The organism is Flavisolibacter ginsengiterrae DSM 18136, assembly GCF_059568575.1.
Genome location: NZ_JCANTR010000025.1, coordinates 24,658 through 44,658 on the forward strand (window position 1 = coordinate 24,658; position 20,001 = coordinate 44,658).

Annotated in this window: 17 protein-coding genes; 1 reads left to right on the forward strand and 16 read right to left on the reverse strand. The window is 43.7% G+C overall.

The annotated features are described in order from the left end of the window. Nucleotides 1-24: 24 nt before the first annotated feature. The 3 genes from BP74_RS19220 to BP74_RS19230 form a co-directional block, all read right to left on the reverse strand. Nucleotides 25-3,066, reverse strand: coding sequence for an AsmA family protein (locus BP74_RS19220; protein WP_496376723.1), 3,042 nt, complete (start codon nt 3,064-3,066; stop codon nt 25-27). A gap of 105 nt (nt 3,067-3,171) precedes the next feature. Continuing rightward, nucleotides 3,172-3,366: a hypothetical protein gene (locus BP74_RS19225; RefSeq protein ID WP_496376725.1), complete on the reverse strand. Its 195-nt coding sequence runs from the start codon at nt 3,364-3,366 to the stop codon at nt 3,172-3,174. A 329-nt stretch (nt 3,367-3,695) separates the two neighbouring features. After that, nucleotides 3,696-4,223, reverse strand: a complete 528-nt coding sequence (locus BP74_RS19230) for a hypothetical protein (RefSeq protein WP_496376727.1) — start codon at nt 4,221-4,223, stop codon at nt 3,696-3,698. Between the two features lie 147 nt (nt 4,224-4,370). Here BP74_RS19230 and BP74_RS19235 point away from each other — a divergent pair, with 147 nt between their 5' ends. Next, a complete protein-coding gene (locus BP74_RS19235) occupies nt 4,371-4,829 on the forward strand; it encodes a PPC domain-containing DNA-binding protein (RefSeq protein WP_496376729.1) in 459 nt (152 codons plus the stop codon). On the opposite strand, the gene BP74_RS19240 is transcribed toward BP74_RS19235, so the two are convergent. The 13 genes from BP74_RS19240 to BP74_RS19300 all read right to left on the reverse strand — a co-directional run bounded on the left by BP74_RS19240 (nt 4,823) and on the right by BP74_RS19300 (nt 19,914). Further along, nucleotides 4,823-5,401 (reverse strand): DUF420 domain-containing protein, encoded by a 579-nt coding sequence (locus tag BP74_RS19240; protein ID WP_496376731.1) that lies wholly within the window; start codon nt 5,399-5,401, stop codon nt 4,823-4,825. The two genes, BP74_RS19235 and BP74_RS19240, sit on opposite strands and share 7 nt — an antisense overlap. Further along, on the reverse strand, nt 5,398-6,204 hold the full coding sequence (locus BP74_RS19245; protein WP_496376733.1) for an SCO family protein: 807 nt from the start codon (nt 6,202-6,204) through the stop codon (nt 5,398-5,400). Before BP74_RS19245 ends, BP74_RS19240 begins: the two co-directional genes overlap by 4 nt. Nucleotides 6,205-6,340: 136 nt before the next feature. Next, complete coding sequence (locus BP74_RS19250; protein WP_496376735.1) at nt 6,341-6,790, reverse strand: cytochrome C oxidase subunit IV family protein; 450 nt, start codon at nt 6,788-6,790, stop codon at nt 6,341-6,343. A 14-nt stretch (nt 6,791-6,804) separates the two neighbouring features. Further along, nucleotides 6,805-7,677 carry a cytochrome c oxidase subunit 3 gene (locus BP74_RS19255; protein ID WP_496376737.1) on the reverse strand — a complete coding sequence of 291 codons (873 nt, stop codon included), beginning with the start codon at nt 7,675-7,677 and terminating at the stop codon, nt 6,805-6,807. Nucleotides 7,678-7,825: 148 nt separating this feature from the next. Beyond that, nucleotides 7,826-8,392 carry a cytochrome c oxidase subunit 3 gene (locus BP74_RS19260; RefSeq protein ID WP_496376739.1) on the reverse strand — a complete coding sequence of 189 codons (567 nt, stop codon included), beginning with the start codon at nt 8,390-8,392 and terminating at the stop codon, nt 7,826-7,828. 77 nt (nt 8,393-8,469) lie between these two features. Next, the gene (cyoE, locus tag BP74_RS19265) at nt 8,470-9,405 is read right to left on the reverse strand and encodes a heme o synthase (RefSeq protein WP_496376741.1); all 936 of its coding nucleotides are present in this window, start codon (nt 9,403-9,405) and stop codon (nt 8,470-8,472) included. A 111-nt stretch (nt 9,406-9,516) separates the two neighbouring features. Further along, the gene (locus BP74_RS19270) at nt 9,517-11,331 is read right to left on the reverse strand and encodes a cytochrome c oxidase subunit I (RefSeq protein WP_496376743.1); all 1,815 of its coding nucleotides are present in this window, start codon (nt 11,329-11,331) and stop codon (nt 9,517-9,519) included. A gap of 24 nt (nt 11,332-11,355) precedes the next feature. Further along, nucleotides 11,356-12,432, reverse strand: a complete 1,077-nt coding sequence (locus tag BP74_RS19275) for a cytochrome c oxidase subunit II (protein WP_496376745.1) — start codon at nt 12,430-12,432, stop codon at nt 11,356-11,358. A 57-nt stretch (nt 12,433-12,489) separates the two neighbouring features. Continuing rightward, a complete protein-coding gene (locus BP74_RS19280) occupies nt 12,490-13,743 on the reverse strand; it encodes a quinol:cytochrome C oxidoreductase (protein ID WP_496376747.1) in 1,254 nt (417 codons plus the stop codon). A 25-nt stretch (nt 13,744-13,768) separates the two neighbouring features. Then, nucleotides 13,769-14,458 carry a c-type cytochrome gene (locus BP74_RS19285; RefSeq protein ID WP_496376749.1) on the reverse strand — a complete coding sequence of 230 codons (690 nt, stop codon included), beginning with the start codon at nt 14,456-14,458 and terminating at the stop codon, nt 13,769-13,771. 17 nt (nt 14,459-14,475) lie between these two features. After that, complete coding sequence (locus tag BP74_RS19290) at nt 14,476-15,066, reverse strand: DUF3341 domain-containing protein (RefSeq protein ID WP_496376751.1); 591 nt, start codon at nt 15,064-15,066, stop codon at nt 14,476-14,478. A 64-nt stretch (nt 15,067-15,130) separates the two neighbouring features. Further along, the gene (gene nrfD, locus BP74_RS19295) at nt 15,131-16,573 is read right to left on the reverse strand and encodes an NrfD/PsrC family molybdoenzyme membrane anchor subunit (protein ID WP_496376753.1); all 1,443 of its coding nucleotides are present in this window, start codon (nt 16,571-16,573) and stop codon (nt 15,131-15,133) included. Between the two features lie 170 nt (nt 16,574-16,743). After that, nucleotides 16,744-19,914, reverse strand: a complete 3,171-nt coding sequence (locus tag BP74_RS19300) for a TAT-variant-translocated molybdopterin oxidoreductase (protein WP_496376755.1) — start codon at nt 19,912-19,914, stop codon at nt 16,744-16,746. Between the last annotated feature and the right edge of the window lie 87 nt (nt 19,915-20,001).

Here is a 20,001-nt window from a genome sequence, read left to right on the forward strand (position 1 = left end):
TCTAAAAGCTTTTTTTATTTAGTATCAATCGTTTTTCCCTACAGTATCGGCTGCAGCTTTTTTCTTTTTGAATAAGCCATTGAAGGTATTTTTTAAGGTCTCCGTGGCTTTTTGTTTGGTGCCTTCCACTGAAGGTTTATTAGCGGAATCTTTTGTTCCCAACAGTTGTTTGGCCACTTCTCCTTTCACATCTTCCAGCACCTGCTTTTTCACAACAGTGAGTGAATCTTTGATGGTTTGCCTGGCACTATCTGTCTTTTGTTTTACAAATGCTGTAGCCTGCTGCTTCAGTTCTTTGGTCACATCACCTGCAGCCTGCTTCAGGTCTGTTTCAATTGATGGATTGGAAATACTGCCCTGCATTTTCACATTCAGGTCAATGAAATCCGAAAGCGTTACAGGTATGCCTTTGGCGGTGGCCTGTGCCGCCAGGTTGTTGACCAATGCATTGCCATTAGCACCCAGGTATTTTCTGGGCACCTTCATGGCAATAATATAATCAAGGCTTTGATCGAAGCCGTGCATGCCACCTATTTCCATATCAATATCCTTTACCTTAATAGTAAAAGGCTTCACCAAAACCTTACCATTGGCAAATTCAAAATGGCTCTTGATATCTTTTACCGGAATTTCTTTCAATGCATCAATATTCAGCATGTTGGCCAGCTTTTCCAGGGGTTGAAACTTGCTCAGTATACCTTGTATCAACAACAAATTACCATTACCTGTCAGGCTGGTGAGGTCAGGGAACATATCCCCTTTCAAATTGCCTGTCATGCTGAATTGGGAGCTCAGTTTGCCCGCGAGGAACCTGCCCAACGGCATCAGCTTCTGCATGGTGTTATAAGCAAAGAAGGCCTTTTGCACATCCACATCTTTGATGTTATAGTCAAGGCTTACTTCAGGCTTTTCTTTCTGCTGCCTGGTGCTGTAAGATCCATTAAAGGTGATCGTTCCATCCATAGCCTGTGTTTGCACATTCTGCAGCCTTACTGTTTCATCCTTAACCTGCAAAGCTCCTTTTACGTTGCTGTACGTGACCTTGTCATACTTCACCGCATCTGCCGAAGCATTCACGGTAATATTCATTTTTGCCGGAACGAGGAATGGTGCAGATGAAGATGCAGCAGTTGAGGTAGCAGTATCAGTTCCCATCCAGTCATTCAAATTGATCCGGTCAGCCTTCAGGTTCAAGGTCCCACCCAGTTCGCCTTTATTCATAGCATAAACGATCATATTATCGAGTACGCCATTAGCAGTAAGGTTGGTATTCATAAACCTTCCGGAAAAGTTTTGCAGCGAAGCATGCTGGGGGCTGAACACCAGCATAGCATTTTGCACCTGCAAGCCTGCAGGATATTCTTTACTGGTATAGTTTACATTGGAGACATTGATGTTGCCGGCAGTGTTGATCTGTTCATAATTCTTTTTATCAATAGCTGCCTTGCTGCCTCTAAAGCTCAGGTCCATATCCATCAAACCCTTGATGGCTGTTCCTGGTTCAAGCGTTACAAACTGGTTAATATGATCCAATGTAAGTTGGCCTTTGGCAGTACCAGAAAAATCCACAGCCGAAACCGGCCTGCTGATCTTTAAAGAAAAGTCAACCGGATCATTGGCTACTTCCAAATGACCCGAGCTTATATTGATTGTAGTAGCATCGGCTATGCCGCCTTTATTTTCCAGTTCTATTTTGAAATTGCCATTTTGTATTGGATGAACAAAGTCATGGGATGCATAATACAGGTTGCTGATAGTAATGAATCCACCAGCTGAAAAAGACTTATCTATCTGTTGCAGGTTGCCCATATTCCCTTTGGCAAAAGCATCTGCAGCCAGTGCACCGGATAATTTAGTGCCGGCATCAAGCTTGACAAACCTGGTAAGATCTGCCAGGTTGATCTTTCCTTTTAGAGCACCATCCACATACCGGCTGGTTTCGGGATTCTTTACCAATAGCCTGAAATCAAAGGGTTCAGTACCCATTTCAAGATGGGCTTTGGGAATGTCTATTACAGTATGATCGGTAATGCCATCCGGGTTCGAAATATGTGCAGAGACCTGCACATTCTTTACTGGTTGTGGCAGGGCCGGGGATTGAAAAAAGCCATCTTTTATATCCAGGTTCACATCATACGCCGGGATCTGTGTAGGGCTATATATTCCTTTTACAAAACCTTTGAATGCCGCTGTTCCACTGGTCTTCAGTTTAGCGAAATCTTTCTGGTAAATAGCTGGTATTAGCGAAAGAATGCTCTTGAATTCATTGGAAGGCGCATCAAATTGTATATCCATGGAATAAGTGCTGCCATTATCCAGTTGCATAAATCCATCGGCAACCAGTTTCAAGTCATTGACCTTAATGGCTGCATTGGAAAAGGAATAGCGGCTTTTTTTATTGTCTATCTCAAAATCAGCATCAATATCTGTCTTTGCCTTCACCAGGTAGGGAACATTGGCATAGCTAAAGCTGGCCATGCCTGCATTAGTAGATGTGGTCAGTTTGAAAAGGTCCTGGTCAAGGTCTCCCTTTCCTTCATGATCCAACCCTGTGATCTCGGCGGTCATATCGCTGCTTTCATCCCTGTAATACACATAGCCATTCTTAATGGCATATTTTTCCAGCTGCACCCGGAAGGCAGAAGGTTCGGATGCAGATACCGATGTATCAACTTTGGTTATTTCCCAGTTGGCCTTTCCTTCCTTATTGACAAGCGCATGGATCCTTGGCTCATTGAAATAAACACCTTTGATCTTTATATCCTTTCCGGTGAATATACTCATCATGTTCACCGATGCATCTATCGAAGGTGCACTTACAAGGGTGTCCTTTGCAAATTCTCCGAGGCCTGTAACTGCAATATTTTCCAGGCTTACAGAAAGTTGTGGAAAATGACGGAAAAAAGAAAGGCTTACATCTTTAAAGTCAACCTTTGCTTCAATATTTTTATTAATTCCTGATTTGACAGCGCTTACAATTTTTCCTTTGAAGAGCAGTGGGAGTATGAAGGCTAGAACAAGCAGGGAAAACAAACCGATGCCTGTATATTTCAAGACCTTTTTCATAAATATTGGTGGTGTTTTGCGAATGGCAAATTACTACCTATTTATTTGGGAAGCAATATCTGTTTAGTGCTGATAGCTTAAGAAAAGCACATTTATATACATTGGTTAGATGTACTTGCGTGGCCTTAATTTGTTTTTAAGCTCGGGATATGCTTCAAAGAGTTTTTTAAGTGTCTTTGATGGTTTATGCATAAGATCTTCGATAAAAGTTTGCGGTTTATCTATGATCATTATAGTGCTACCATCGCTGAATGTAAATTCTATCATCTTAAACGACCATTTCAGCCTATTATCTGTCACTGGAGTTATTTTAAAAATGTCATTAGTATAAATAACACGGTCACCTAACAGTAAATCATTCCCAGTGCTCAAAGATTTTGGTTTTTTAAACTTAATGTATATGATTAATGTGTCCATTAACCAGAGTGCGCCAGTTAAAATAAGGAACACGTATATATTGGAGTTCATACCAGAGAAGTACCTTACTATTACAGCGAAAATTATCCAGGGAAGAACATTTACCAGAAGTCTGTCAAAGTAAGTGCCGCTTAAACGCATGTTGAATAAATACTGCTTATAGATGTTATAATTTAATTGTGGAAGTGTATTGCTTATACCTGGATTATCAATTAAGTTAAACCAGTAGAATTAACGATGTTGGTTGCTAGTTTTCTGCGTTCAAAATAATTTTGCATCACTTCGATAATTTCATTGTCACTACCAGCTAAAAATTGCATTGGGATAATGAATGGGGTATTGTAAAAAAAGTTGTTGTAATAACAAAGAAGTTTGCTAACAAAGCTTTTGTCATTTATAAATTCTCTTGTATCTGCAATTACAATTGCAATTCCTACTGATCCTTTGCCAAAACTTACTTTTCTTATTTCAGTTATATTTTCCCAAGTAGCTTTCTGTTTACCTATGTAGTCATAAATGCCTATGTCAGTTAATTCCATGGCCACCTTCCCATTAAGCATTGGAAGAAATATTTTATTAAAACAATAGAGCAAAAGGAGAATGATCCAGGCATCTCCAAAAATAATCCCACGTTTATCTTTAACGTCAATTAAACTTGTTACAATGAGCAACCCAAGAAGTCCAATCATTGTAATGTAACCAAACCCTTTATTGTATTTTATTTGGATTGTATTATTCATAACCTGGTATAAGACAACTTAAATATTAGTATAATTAACTAATAGGCTAAGGTTACTTATTCATTTACCTGACAATTTAATATTTAAACTTAAAGTAGGAATATTGGGTTGGACAAACACTCCAATGTATTATAGTATTTTCACAGCGTGAATAAATTATTAGTTGTTTGTATTTTTCTATTCATCTCCTGCCAGCATACTATGACCAAAACATATGCACTAAGATTAAAGCCGGGCGAAGACCTGAGAAAAGGGATCGAATCTTTTGTAAAAGCTAATGACATCAAGGCTGGATGGATCGTTAGCTGCGCGGGCAGCCTTACAGATTACAGTATTCGCTTCGCCAACCAGCCGGGTGCCAGTAAGGGACAGGGACATTTTGAGATCGTCAGCCTTACCGGAACGGTTTCTGTCAATGGCTCTCATATGCACATAAGCATCAGCGATAGCACAGGTAAAACCATCGGAGGCCATTTATTGGACAGTAATATTATCTACACTACAGCGGAGATCATCCTGCAGCAATCGGATGAATACATCTTTACCAGGGAAAAAGATGGCACTACACCCTGGGAAGAACTGCAGATCAAAAAGAAAGATCAATAGTATTTACTGATCATCAGGTACACCACTGGTCCTGTTACTGCTACATAGAACCATAAGGGCCAGGTGATCTTAGCAATCTTACGGTGCCTGTCATTTTCATTGATCAGGGCACGGTAGGCAGTAAACAAAATGAAAGGCAGGGAAATACCTGCCAGCAGGATATGCGTACCAAGCAAAAAGAAATAGAAGTAACGCATTCCGCCTGCGGTGGCTTTTTCAGATGCATCTACAATTCCATTCTTATCAAGATCACCATACAAGGTGGAACCTGCAAACAGGTGATGAAGGATATAGGTAATAAGAAATATGACAGAAAGCCCAATGGCTGTAAGCATAATATTTTTATGCAGCGTCAGTTTCCTGCTCTTCGCTGCTATCAAGCCTGCTACCAATAATATGGAAACCGTAGTGTTGATGACCGCATTGATCAATGCCAGAACATGTGGATCAAAACCAAGATCCACATTGATGGTAACCCGCTCCAATACGGTCACTGCCAGGAATACAAAAACAGAAAAGCTGTATATCCATATTTTAGCGTTGCGGTCGTTTTTGACCAATGCTATATTCATAGTCTTTTGTTCTCTTTTTTAAGCAGGTTCATTAAAACTACCAGCCCGATACCTGCTATCATAAATATGATAGCTATCAATTCCAGTTTGCCGGCAAAAAAGGATTTAGCCTTCCTGTCTCTTTCCATGGACAGTAACACTATATCTTCTGATAATTGCGATAAGGCATTCGAATCAAGGCCGTGGTAATAACCCCGGATATTCCGGTTCTTGTCTATCAGTACAAAATAGTCAGTATGCAGGAAGTTGGAATCAACAGGTCCGCCATCCTGGGCCAGTAATTTCATGTCATTGATCGACATGTCATAGATCTGTTTCCTGTCACCTGTGAGCAACCACCAGTTTTGCGGATCTATCTGGAACCGGTCAGCCCATTTTTTCAATCGCTCGACACTGTCTCGTTCAGGATCAATGCTGAAGGAAAGGAATTGAATGAAGTCTGCCTTTGTATTGCCTACCATTTCCGTGCTCTTGATACCATTCTGTAATGACTTCATATTGTTAGTCATGCCGGGGCAGATCGTTGGACAATGCGTAAAAAAGAAATCCGCTACCACTATTTTTCCTTCCATATCAGCCCAGGAAACCTTTTGACCTAACTGGTTGGTAAAACTAAAATCGGGTAATTTATGCCAGGTAGTGTCGTTGTATTGCTTGCCGTTCTTCGTACGGGTGACCACGGAATCAGGAATAAAATGCCGGGGCATGGGTGCCGCCGATTCTGTGGCATTTTTTAAATAGATATAACCAATCAAAGGAAGTAAGACCGTCAATAAGATCCCGTAGATCGCTTTTTTGTTCATAAAACACTGGTTTCACAGAAAAAAGGAAAGATTACCAGCAATAAATGGATACAGTAATCTATAGTTCTATGATAAAAAAAACCACCGTCACAAAATTATGATGACGGTGGTAAGTACATTTCATTATAACAGGACATTAACCGCCAAACCCATGTTGCGTTGTATCAACGCCTGTCGCAGGTTTTTCCATGGTCTTCTCCATCTTATACTTGTCATAACGGTTACGATTTGATTTGAAGGCATTGCCATCCCAAAGGAAGGCAGCAATAAACCAAATGAATAACATAAGCGGAACGACAACTGTCATGATCATATTCCTGATCTCATCGCCAAGGTGCATGAACACACTAACGATGTAATAAGCTTTTGCCAGGGTAAGTATGCATACCATGCCTTTGAACATCAGCACCAATAAATGACTTGGATGTTCACCTTTATGCAGGGTATATATAGTCAGGCCTATACCCAGTTCTATCATTGTAATGACAGAAAGCAGGATGGTGGTCTTGCGGATCCGCTTTTTAAATTCGGTATCCTCAATATGATGCTGGTAGGTGATCTCTGATGATATATTTTGATGCTCCATAATTCTTCAAAAATTTAGATTAGATAAAAACAAAGGAATACGAATACCCATACCAGGTCTACAAAGTGCCAGTAGAGACCTGCTTTTTCTATCATCAGGTAATGACCTTTATTAGCAAAAACATCCTTGCTGGTCATGATCAGCATAATAATATTAATGATAACTCCTGAAAATACGTGGAATCCATGGAATCCTGTAATACCATAAAAAAATCCGCCGAATGCAACAGGACCGGTTTCCCTAACATGTAATTCAGCTGCATCGATCATGCCTTTTAACTGGTTGTCTGAAAGGGCTGCCAGTTGCACCTCCGTCATATCATGGTGGTGAGAACCAACGATCTTCACCAGCGCATCATGCGGTGTATTTTGTAAGGCGTTCATTACTGTGGCCGGGTTCACCAGTTGTCCCCAGGGATTTACCCTGGTAGTTTGACCGATCACGTCCAGGTGGTTATCCATCAGGACAACATGTTCACCGGTGATCAGGTGATGCCACTCCCATGCCTGGCAACCAAGGAAAGCCAGTCCACCTACAATGGTCCATGCCAGCCATTTCATCACGCCTTTCTTGTCATTGTTATGACCTGCATGTACCGCCAGCACCATGGTAACGGAGCTGATGATCAAAATAAAGGTCATCACACTCACGAAGGCAAGTGGCAGGTTGGTATGCCCCGCACCTGGGAATGCATTGAACACTACGTTAGGGTCTGCCCAGACGTTTTGAGAAAAGCGGATGGTGCCATAAGAGATCAGGAATGCTCCAAAGGTGAAGGCATCACTCATCAGGAAGTACCACATCATCAGCTTGCCATACTCTACATTGAATGGGCTTTTACCTCCATTCCACCAATTTGTTTTTGTTGCCGCAGCAGTTGTTGCCATATTCAATTTCAAGTTTTTAGTAGCCGGTAATTGCTCCTGTGAACCATTACCATCACTTCTTATTTATGTATCCTATCCAGGTATTTATCCAATTGTTATTTTCCTTTTTTACAGGAATAAATTGAATAAAGCCCGGTACCAAACTTTTTTACCCGATCCAAACAAAGAACACCAGTAAATACAACCACAGCGCATCTACAAAATGCCAGTAGGTGCTCATTACTTCTGCCTGTACTGTATTATAGCTCCTGGTCTTGCCGGTATACTGCTTTAATATGATAATGATCAAAGCAATGATACCACCCAGCACATGCAGGGCATGCAAGCCAAACAAAATATATAAGAACTGTCCTGCGCCGGCACCATCAAAATGAACACCATGCGCCCACAACCACCTGAATCCAATGCTTTGCAACACCACGAAGGCAATGCCCAGCACCAATGTCACTATAAGCAATGAGCGGTACTGCGTCATCTCTCTTTGCTTGATAGCCCTGTAAGCAACCTGGATGGTAATGCTGCTGATAAGCAAAACGGCTGTTGAATACCAGAAGGTATTAGGCAACCTTACATCCTGCCAGTTAGCCTGGCCGCTTTTAACTATATAAGCACTGGTCAGCCCTGCAAACATCATAATGATGCTGGCGATGGCAACCCACAAAACGAATTTGTGTGGATGGACCTTATTGTTTTGTTGTGCGCTCACTATATCCATAATCACTGATTACACAGGTTTGGTGAATAATACGAATGTAAGCCCTGGGTAATCAGTTTTACTACTTTCATCCGTTTTTAAAATTTCGCGGCCAACAATGCCAGTAATACTATTGGCAAATAAATATAGCTGCTGAACATCACCCGCCTTGCAGCCTTAGCATCCATTTCCCTGTAAAGCCGTATGCACTGCCATACAAGGAATAGGTCTGATACCAGTACCAGCACCAGGCATATAATTCCTTTTGTCCCCTGGAAGCTTGTCAGACCTATGATATAGGGCAGTATGCTAACAGGAATTAACAAAAGGGCATAGATGATGGTTTGCAATGCCGTGAACTTGGTAGGTCCTTTTTCCGCAGGTAACAATTTGAAACCCGCAGTGGTATAGTCCTTATGCGCTATCCAGGCTATAGCCCAGAAGTGCGGGAACTGCCACAGGAATTGAAGACCAAACAAGGCCCAGCCACCATAATCTTTCCAGCCATGACCATTTTCAAAGACCGAATCATTCCCGGCCGCCCATCCTATAAGGCAAGGCAATGCTCCAGGAAACGCCCCTATCAATACAGCGATGGCATTCACTTTTTTTAAAGGCGTATAAATAAACGCGTATAAAAAAAGACTGAAGGCTGCCAGCCCTGCACTCAGTGGATTAAAAAAATAACCCAGGATAAAGCATCCTACCACTCCTGTTATCACTGCAAAAACCCATGCTTCAGAAACAGACATGCGTCCGGCAGCTACAGGCCTTTTGGAGGTGCGCTTCATCACCGCATCCGTATCTTTTTCCACTGCCTGGTTAATGGCGTTGGCACTACCGGTGACCAAAAAGCCACCTACAAACAATAAGGCGATCATGAGCCAGTCGTACTCCACCACTTTGGGTGCCATCAGGTAACAGATCACGCTGGAGAACACCACCATGATATTCAGTGATGGCTTTGTAAGTTGCAGGTAATCCTTCAACTTATTGTTCCTTGCGTTGTTTGCTAACTGATCCGAGTGGCCCATTTCCCTGCATTGTTTACCGTGCCTGCAAACACCTTTATTTCAAAAAACTTATTATATACTTCAGCTACATCTTTTCCAAACATCTCATAGCTCCAACTGCTCAACTTTATTCTAATGTCCTGTTTCACCAGGTTGCACTGGTTCTGTCTGCTGAATGAAATCTCTTCCATCCTTACCATAGTCATAGGCCCAACGGTGAACTTCAGGAATTTCTCCTACCCAGTTACCATGTCCAGGGTTAATTGGTGTCGTCCATTCCAGTGTTGTAGCATCCCATGGATTGGTAGTCCTGACTTTTCTACCCTTGAAAATGGAATAGAAGAAGTTGAAAACAAACATCAGGTTCACAAAGAATACTATGATGGTAACAATAGAGATCATTTTATTCAGGCTGTCGAACTTATTAAAGGAAGTCCACAGGCTGAAGTCAAGGTAACGGCGAGGCACACCTGCCAGTCCCATGTAGTGCATAGGCCAGAAGATCAGGTAGGCGCCGGTAAGCGTAACCCAGAAATGGATATATCCCAGTGTATTATTCAGGTAACGCCCGAACATTTTGGGGAACCAATGATAAATACCTGCGAACATTCCAAAGAATGCTGCTACACCCATTACCAGGTGGAAGTGGGCAATGATGAAATACGTATCGTGGATATGAATATCGATAGTAGAGTTACCCAGCCAGATACCTGTTAAACCACCGGAGATGAAGATGCTCACAAAACCGATAGAGAAAAGCATACCCGGTGTGAAACGGATATTTCCTCTCCATATAGTGGTAAGCCAGTTAAACACCTTGATGGCTGAAGGAATGGCGATGAGAAGAGTAAGCAGAACAAATACGCCTCCCAGGAAAGGATTCATACCGCTCACAAACATATGGTGCGCCCAAACCAACAGCGCCAGGATACAAATAGCAAATAACGATCCCACCATAGCCATGTATCCGAAGATAGGCTTGCGGGAGTTGATGCTCATGATCTCTGATACCATACCCATGGTTGGAAGGATAACGATATATACCTCAGGGTGACCAAGGAACCAGAACAAGTGTTGGTATAAAACCGGGCTACCACCTTCATTCGGAAGGATCTGGCCGGCCACATAGATATCACTCAGGTAAAAGCTGGTACCCAGGTTACGGTCGAATAATAATAATATGGCTGCAGAAAGCAATACAGGGAAAGAAAGGATACCCAGTACGGCTGTAAAAAACAAGGCCCAGATAGTTAAAGGCAGCCTTGTCATGCTCATACCTTTAGTACGCATGTTCAGGATGGTGGATACATAGTTCAAGCCACCCATCAACTGGGAAACAATGAACATGGCCATACTCACCAGCCAGAAGTCCACCCCTCTTTTAGAACCAGAGGAAGCTTCATGCAGGGCACTTAAAGGAGGATAGGTTGTCCAGCCACCACTATGCGCACCTGTAGAAAGGAATAAGGAAGATATCATGATGATACTGGCTAAAAAGAAAAACCAGTATGAAAGCATGTTCAGGAATGGAGAAGCCATATCACGGGCACCAATCTGAAGAGGAATTAAGAGGTTGGCAAAGGTTCCGCTTAGTCCTGCTGTCAATACAAAGAACACCATGATGGTTCCGTGCATGGTAACCGCTGCATAATAAAACTCCGGATCTATCTTGCCACCCTTTGCCCATTTACCCAGGAAGGTTTCCAGAAATGGGAAGGTTTGGTCAGGATATCCTATCTGCAAACGGAAGATGATGGAAAACAAGGCACCTACAATGGCCCATGCCATACCCGTGATCAAAAACTGTTTGGCAATGGTTTTATGGTCCTGGCTAAAGATATATTTAGAAACAAAACTCTGCTTGTGATGATGATGTCCATCTCCATCGTGGTGTACGCCATGCTCCACTGCTCCTTCATGCACATGTATTGTTGAATCGTTGCTCATATCAATATTGTTTAACCGTTTGGTTTAATTACGTGTTTTATTAGCATTAGATGCACCGGTTGAATCTTTAGCAGCGCCACCGGCTGGTGTTGCGGGTACAGCAGATGCTGGCGCAGCAGGTGTTGCCGGGGCATTGGCAGTAACATACTGTGGTGTTTGTTTTGCCAGCCATACCCTGAATTCTGCAGCTGATTCAACAATTACAACACCTCTCATGCTATAGTGACCTTTACCACACAACTGGTCGCAGGAGATCTCGTAATTGAAATCCTCGCCATATTTTTCTTTCATCTCACGGGTAGTGAACTTAGGGGTGAACCACATGGTGGTTGGCATTCCTGGTACAGCATCCATCTTCATCCGGAAGTGAGGCAGACCCACGTCATGGATCACATCCTTGGCATTGATGATAAGTTTTACCGGTTTGCCTACAATAATGTGCATCTCCTGGCTTCCTACGACGTCATCATGGTTATCGGGATCGCTCCAGATCTGGCCCAGAGGATTCTGTTTTGTTTCGCTGATGTCTTTGAAATATTTCCTTCCCAGTTTGCCGTCCTTTCCAGGGTATCGAAACTCCCATTTGAACTGGCTTCCTGTTACCTCTACCAATTGCGCATCCTTCGGCGCATCACCGGTGATCTGGAACCAATAGTACAAACCAAAACCAACCAGCACTGTCAGTGTGATGGCCGGGATCACCGTCCAGATCACTTCCAGTTTATTGTTATGAGGGAAGTAATAAGCTTTTTGTCCTTCTTTTTCCTGGTACTTGTAGGCAAACCAGAAAAGCAGGATCTGTGTAATAAGGAAAACGAAGAAGGTGATACCTAAAGTGATCCAGATCATGGTATCTATTTTCTCACCATGATCGGAAGCTGATTCAGGAAGGATCTTATCTTTTAATTGTTCATTGCAGTACCATACTCCAAAAAGCCCTACCACGAGAAAGGCAAGCAAGAGAAAGGCATTGACCCTGTTGGATTCTTTGCGGGTTTTGTCTTCTCCTCTCAGTATAGCTACATATTCACTTGCCTTGGCTATTTGAAAGACAATAATAAATCCCAAAATAAACGCTACAAGTATCCAGATAGTTGACATATTCTAATGAGTTATTTTGTTCAGGCCACTGGTACGATACCGGCGGCCCTGGAATTTCTACGTATGATGTATAATGCTTTCTTTTAAGAATGGGTGGTTTTTAGCGATCAGCGGCCATTTAGCCATTGACCTGACGGTAACAAACATGATCAAACCTACAAAACCTAATGCAATTCCGAAATCTGCCAACATGAAAGGTACATGGGTCAGCTTTGTTGTGGGATCGGTCAGGGGACCAGGCATCACCATTTGGAAAAAATCCAGCCAGTGACCAAATAAGATCAGTACGCACAACATGGTCATAGTACCATAGTTTCTCTTAGCTGTCCGCGTCATGAGCAGCAATATTGGTGCTAAAAAGTTAATGATTAGCATCAGGAAGAATATACCCCTGTAAGGTCCCTGCAGGCGTGCTTTAAAGTAAACAGTCTCCTCAGGTATGTTCGCATACCATATCAACATGAACTGGTCGAACCAGAGGTAGGTCCAGAAAATGGAAAAGGCAAAAAGCATAATACCCAGTGAGTGTAAATGTTCCCTGTTGGTTAGTTCCAGGTAATTATTATTCTTCAGGAATACTACGAACAAGGTAATCAATGCAATTCCGGCTACGAAGGTGCTAGCAAAAGTGTACCAGCTATACATGGTAGAATACCAGTGTGCATCAATACTCATCAGCCAGAACCATGGAGTACAGGACATAACGGTCAATCCAAACAATACTACATATACGCCAGACCATACTGTATTATCCCACATGTATTTCCTTCCCTCTTCAATGGTCATTTTATTATCATCGATAGCGCGGGACATGCGGCGGATCTTATAACCCAGCAATGACCAGCCTATTAATGTGATCAGCGTCCAAACAGTGAAAAATGTTTTATTTAAGAAACCGGACTTTCCCAGGAGAATTGGATCGTGTTGCACATGTTCTGCATCCGTCCAGTGGTATATAATGTGATCGCCACCAAAAACTATGGCCATCAGGATCACAAAGGTGATGATGCCAATAACGGGAACACAGGCTGAAATAGCTTCAGTGACCCTGCGGAATGAAAGCTGCCAGCCACCCCACATCAGGGTTGTGGCGCATATAAAAAACATAGCCGCATTGGTGATCAGTAAAAAGTAAACGCTGTTCTGCAAAAGGGCAGCCCAGAACCTGGCTCTTACCACTGCGTTCTCAGCGCCGCTTTTGGAGCCATGTGTAATAAACAAAATGATGATCGATAACAAACCTATGGCCATTAAAGCCATTGAAAGCATGTTATATTTTTTGGGTATTACGTATTGTTCTCTAATTGTCATTACAATCTTTTTATCTATGCTCTAATTATTTTGCTTTGGTTGTATCCTTTTGAGCTGTTGCTGCAGCAGGTTTTGCTGCTGTAGCCGAAGCAGTATCAGTTGCTGCCTTGGCAGCACCACCACCTTGTTTGGAACGGATATATTTAATGATTGCCCAGCGTTGCTCAGGGTGAGTTTGAGAAGCATAACTTCCCATGGTACGGATACCATTGGTGATCACCCAGAAAATATGTCCATCACTTAACTTCTTTGTATAATCATCCATCAGGTTACGGGGCGCAGCAGGGAAAGGACCATTGCCACCATTCCATAAAGGACCATTACCATCCAGCTTATCACCATGACAGATAGCGCAATTCACCAGGTAAACACGCTCAGCCTCCTTCATATTCACCGGAGAAATTGTCACTGAATCCAGAGGATTTTTTAAAGCATTGGAGGCGGCTAAACCAGCGGAATCATTACTCAGGTGATAAGATAATTCCTCTCCACGGGCTACTGTACCAGCAACCGGCATCGCATTGTAAAATATTCCTCTTGCTTTCAAGCTATCTCTTTCTCCACCCACATTATTATATCCATAGGATTCATAGGCGCGGCTGTAATACATATCCGGCATATACGAATGGCCGGGGTCATCTCCATGAGCTCCACCGCAGCCGATAAAACCAAAGCTTATGGCCAGTAATCCTGCAGCAATTGCAAATTTTTTCATCTACGTATAAGGTTTAATTAACTGACAGCTTCAGTTGGTTTACCAAATAATTGTGTTTCCTTGTCATAGCGGCCTAACCACCAGCCTGTTTCTTTATATTGAGTAGTAACCTCGATAGCTCCGATATTGGAAAGGAACTGGCTGACCTCAGTTTCATTGGTCTTATCTGAACACTCAATGGCCATGACAAAAAGATCATCTGTTGCACGCAGGTGGAAGTGGTCCTTTTTTACAAAAGGTGCCAACTGGCAGAGGTAACAAAATGTAAGTACCATGCCTACTGCAGCAAATAAAACTGTGAGCTCGAACATGATGGGTATCCATGCTGGCAGGGAGAAGAAAGGCTTACCGCCGATGTTCATTGGCCAGTCTGTTGTAAATACCCAGGTAATGAAGCTGAAAGCCGTTGTGGTTCCGGCAATACCGTAAATAAATCCTGCTGTGTGAAGGCTGGTATCTCTAAGACCCATGGCAGCATCCAAACCGTGTATCGGCATGGGAGTGTACACATCATGGATCCTGTAACCTGCTTTTCTTACGTTCTTGACAGCAGGAAACAACACCTGCTCATCATCGAAGCACCCAACCACAAATTTTTTTATAGCCATTTTAATTGTTTCTGGTTTTTATTATTCTCTTTCGTTTTGTGCGATATCCTGCACACCATTTTTATCAGTGTGCCGTGTCGTGCACAAATTTTTCTACCGATTCCTCCTCCACTACCGTCATCTGTTCCTTATAATTATTACCGCTCTTCTTGAGTATATGCTTGATCTCCGCCGCTGCAATAACTGGGAAGAATTTAGCAAACAGAAAGTAACAGGTAAAGAACAATCCGAAGGTTCCGATATAGAATCCCACCTCCCAGATGGTTGGTGAGTAATAGGTACTCCAGGAAGAAGGCAGGTAGTCACGGTAAAGAGAAGTAACGATGATCACAAAACGCTCGAACCACATACCGATATTCACAAGAATGGACATGAAGAAAGTAACATACAGGTTCCTTCTCATCTTCCTGAACCAGAAGATCTGCGGAGAAAGAACGTTACATCCCATCATCAGGTAATAGCTCCATCCGTAGGGACTTGCCAGGTTCACCCTGTTTTGCTCGAAAGCAAACCACTCATACTTCACACCTGAATACCAGGCCATGAACAATTCCGTGAGGTAAGCGATACCTACGATAGAACCTGTCAGTACAATCACTTTATTCATTACCTCGATGTGCTCGATGGTTATATATTCCTGCAGGTTCAATACTTTTCTAGTTACGAGCAACAGGGTTTGCACCATGGCGAATCCTGAGAAGATGGCACCCGCAACGAAGTATGGAGGGAAGATGGTAGTGTGCCATCCGGGAATTACCGATGTGGCAAAGTCAAAGGATACGATGGTGTGTACCGAAAGTACCAGTGGTGTTGCCAGACCTGCCAATACCAGTGACAATGCTTCGTGGCGCTGCCAGTGCTTGGTAGAACCAGTCCATCCGAAAGCTGTGATACCATAAAACATTTTTCTCCATTTTTCCCGGGCCCTGTCGCGCAGTGTTGCCAGGTCAGGCAGCAAACCTGCATACCAGAAGAGAAGAGAAACGGTAAAATATGTTGAGATCGCGAATACGTCCCATAACAGGGGTGAGTTGAAGTTCACCCACAAAGGACCACGTGTATTTGGATAAGGAAGCGTAAAGAATGCATTCCACACACGACCCATGTGGAAGATAGGGAACTGACCGGCGCACATTACGGCGAAGATGGTCATCGCTTCAGCAGCACGGTTCACACCCGTTCTCCATCCCTGGCGGAAAAGCAAAAGGATCGCAGAGATCAGTGTTCCGGCGTGACCAATACCCACCCACCATACGAAGTTGGTAATATCCCATCCCCAACCAACGGTCTTGTTCAGGTTCCATTGGCCGGTACCAAACCAAACCTCGCGGGTAACGGATACAACACCAAACAAAAGCATTAAAACAGAGATAATAAAACCAACCCACCAAAGCGTTGAAGGACGGGCTTCCACAGGACGGCAAATGTCTTCTGTTACCTGGTGGTAATCTTTGTCACCCACTACCAACGGTGGTCTTACCTGCGATTCATATTTAAGTAATGCCATAATTTATTAGCTACAAGCCAGGGCAATTGTCCAGGGCTCTTGTTTAATTTTTATGCTTTCCCGGCTGGGCCTATACCCGCCTGGTTTTCTACTTTATTCTTATAATGGTAGCTGCTCTGTAGCAACTACCTCTTTAACTGTTTTTATCCTCTGATCATTCAACCTTCCTCTTAGTGTCCCGCCTCGGTGGAAGCCGGTGCCTGTTGTGAAGGCACAGGTTCGTGCGACTGTTGCTGTGCATGTTCTGCACCAGCTTCTTCATGCTCACCCTTTATCACTTCCTGTGTATTACGGATCTTAGCCAGGTAACTTACGTTAGGCAAGGTATGGATCTGCTCCAGCACATAGAATAAGCGACGTGGGTTTTGTTCACGGATCTTGGAAACAGTACTTGTTTTATCGTTTACATTACTAAAAGTGATGGCATTGGTAGGACAAGCCTGGGCACATGCAGTGATCACATCATCACCACCCAACTGCCTGTTCTCCATCTTGGCTTGTAATTTTCCAGCCTGTGTACGCTGAACGCAGAAAGAACATTTTTCCATCACACCACGGCTACGGGTAACAACATCAGGGTTCAATACCATACGTGTCAGCTCGTCGTTCATCTGGTGAACCACAGGATCCAGTTTTCCTACACCACTTGATGGCCCTAACACACCATGCGTACTTGCCCCTGTATAATCACCCCAGTTAAAGCGGCGTACTTTATAAGGACAGTTGTTGGCGCAATACCTTGTACCAATACAACGGTTATAAGCCATTTGGTTCACACCTTCTGAGTTGTGCATAGTGGCAGCAACAGGGCAAACGTTCTCACAAGGAGCATTGTCACAGTGCTGGCAGAGCATAGGCTGGAATACAACAGCTTTCAGGTTGTCCGGGTTAGCTTCATCGCTTACGAAGTAGCGGTCAATCCTTAACCAGTGCATATCGTGGTAGCGCAATACTTCGCTTTTACCAACAACCGGCACATTGTTCTCCAGGTGACAGGCAACTACGCAGGCATGGCAACCGATACAAAGGTTCATGTCTATTGACATACCCCATTTTGGTCCAGGCTGCACATGATCACCATACAGGGTTCCTTCCTTGCGGTAGTCGCCGGTGGATGGTGCAAAGTCTTTATGTAATTCTTCTCTCCACTCTTTATAGGCATCCGGGTGCAGCATGAAAGAAGCCATTGAGGTTTCTTTTACCACTTCGGTCCTGCCGTCGTATGAATTGTGTACCTGCACCCTTGCCACCTGGTAAGTACCGCCAGCAAGAGCCACATTTACATCATTGGCATATTCAATAGAAGATCCATTCCAGCGGGCCAGCGGGTAAACATTCTGACCTACACCCTGTGTAGCTTTCGAATAGTTTTCGCTGCGTCCATAACCTACTGCAACAGCAATGGTATCAGCCTGCATACCAGGAATAACCAGGGCTGGCAGTGAAACCTTTTTGTTGCCAACAGTAATATCAATTATTGGCTTGTCAGGATAGTATTCAAAATCAACAGCTTTATAATCGATGCCTAATTCTTCTGCCTTTTTGGTAGAAATCATGGCATAGTTGTCCCAGCTGGACCTTGTAACAGGATCAGGTACTTCCAGCAACCATGGGTTTCCACCCTGGCGCCCTGTACCCATTGCCACATTCTGGTATAAGATCACTTCGGTCTTTCCACCTTTGCGGCCCGCTGTAATAGCAGTGACGGCAGCCGGCAGACCTACTGATGTAACAGTTGAAGTTGCAGGTGCAGATACTGTCGTAGCCAGTACGCCATCCTGCAGCACCTTATCAAAACCTGCCTGTCCACCAACCTTACCCATCCAGAAGTTCCTGAAATAAGTTTCGTAGTCAGTATTGTTACCGCTCCATTTTAGCAGGGAAGTCTGGTAAGGACGCGTTTTAAATAGAGGATTGATAGTTGGCTGGATAAAGCAGACATAGCCTGTTCTTGGCTCAGCATCCCCCCAGCTTTCCAGGTAATGGTGCGTGGGAACAGAATACTGGCAAAGCTCAGTGGTCTCATCCAGCTTCTCATTAAAGGAAACGGAGAGCCTTACCTTGCTTAAACCGGTCTTGAATTTATCAGCATCGAAATAATCGTAAACAGGGTTGGCACCATAAATTAAAAGGGCACCAATTTGGCCGGCATTCATCTGGTTGACAAGGTTTACCATGTCAGCATCAATACCCTGCCTGTTGTTCAAGCTAACAGCCGGATCAATGGTAGCGCCGATGGCACTGTTGATGGCTGTTACAACGGCCTGCACATTAGGATCATTGCTTCCGCAAACCACCAGGGCAGCACCGTTATGTGCTTTCAGGTCATTCGCCACCTTCTGAATACCAGCACTCAGGTTGGCATCAGCAAGATTTACAGCTGGTGCCTGTCCGCCTACTGCTCCCAGTAAGGCAAGAGCCACCTGGCCCAATTCGGAAGGCCTGTGTGTAAAACGTTCATCAGCACAGGAACCAGTCATGCTCAGGAAGCTTTCAAACTGGTAGTGCTTACTCATGGAAACATTTTTCTCATCGATCTTGCGACCTACAGCATACTGGCGGGCAAATTCAACCGGGGATAACCAGGTACCTAAAAAGTCAGCACCCAGGCTCACGATCACTTTTGCACGGTCAAACTGGTAGGCAGGGATCTTTCCACCATTGGCCTGTATCAAACCGCTATAGGAAATTGCATCATATTGCACATGGCGACTTCCGGGGTGTTTGCCCAGGAATTCAGCTATGATCTGTTTGGTAGTAGGAGAAACAACAGTGCTTGTCAGCAGTACTACAGGCGCACCACCCAATCCGGCTAATGCATTATTGATCTGCGTGTCAAGTTGATCAAATGTGGGGATCTCCTGGAATTTGTTGCCCGACTTGCGCTTTGGATGCGGAAGGCGGTACATATCATAAAGGTCAAGAACAGAGGCCTGGGCCCTTGCAGAAGTACCACCTTTGGTAAAAGGATACAGCTCGTTACCTTCAATTTTGATGGGTCTGCCATCTCTAACCTTCACCACCACAGGCACCACGTCACCATCCTGCACATAGGTTGAAGCAAAATACCTTGCGATACCCGGAGTTACATTCTCAGGGCGGTTAACATATGGCATTGCTTTTCTGACAGGATTCTCACAGCTTGCAGCCAGTGTAGCTGCAGCAGTGCTAAAGCCCAAATACTTTAAAAAATCACGTCGGGGAGTCTTGGCGTCAAATAATCCTTTATCATCAAGGTCTTCAAAAGGAAGGTCCTCAGCAAATTCATTCTGTGCCAGTTTTTGAACTTCTTCTTTATTGTTCAGCTCAGCGAAACTTTGCCAATATTTTTTATCGCTCATATTAGAATTTGAAAATTTGACCCATCGACAAGCTCAGGGCAACAATTATATGGTTCAGGCCTGACGGGATGATTCCGCAAAAGCCAT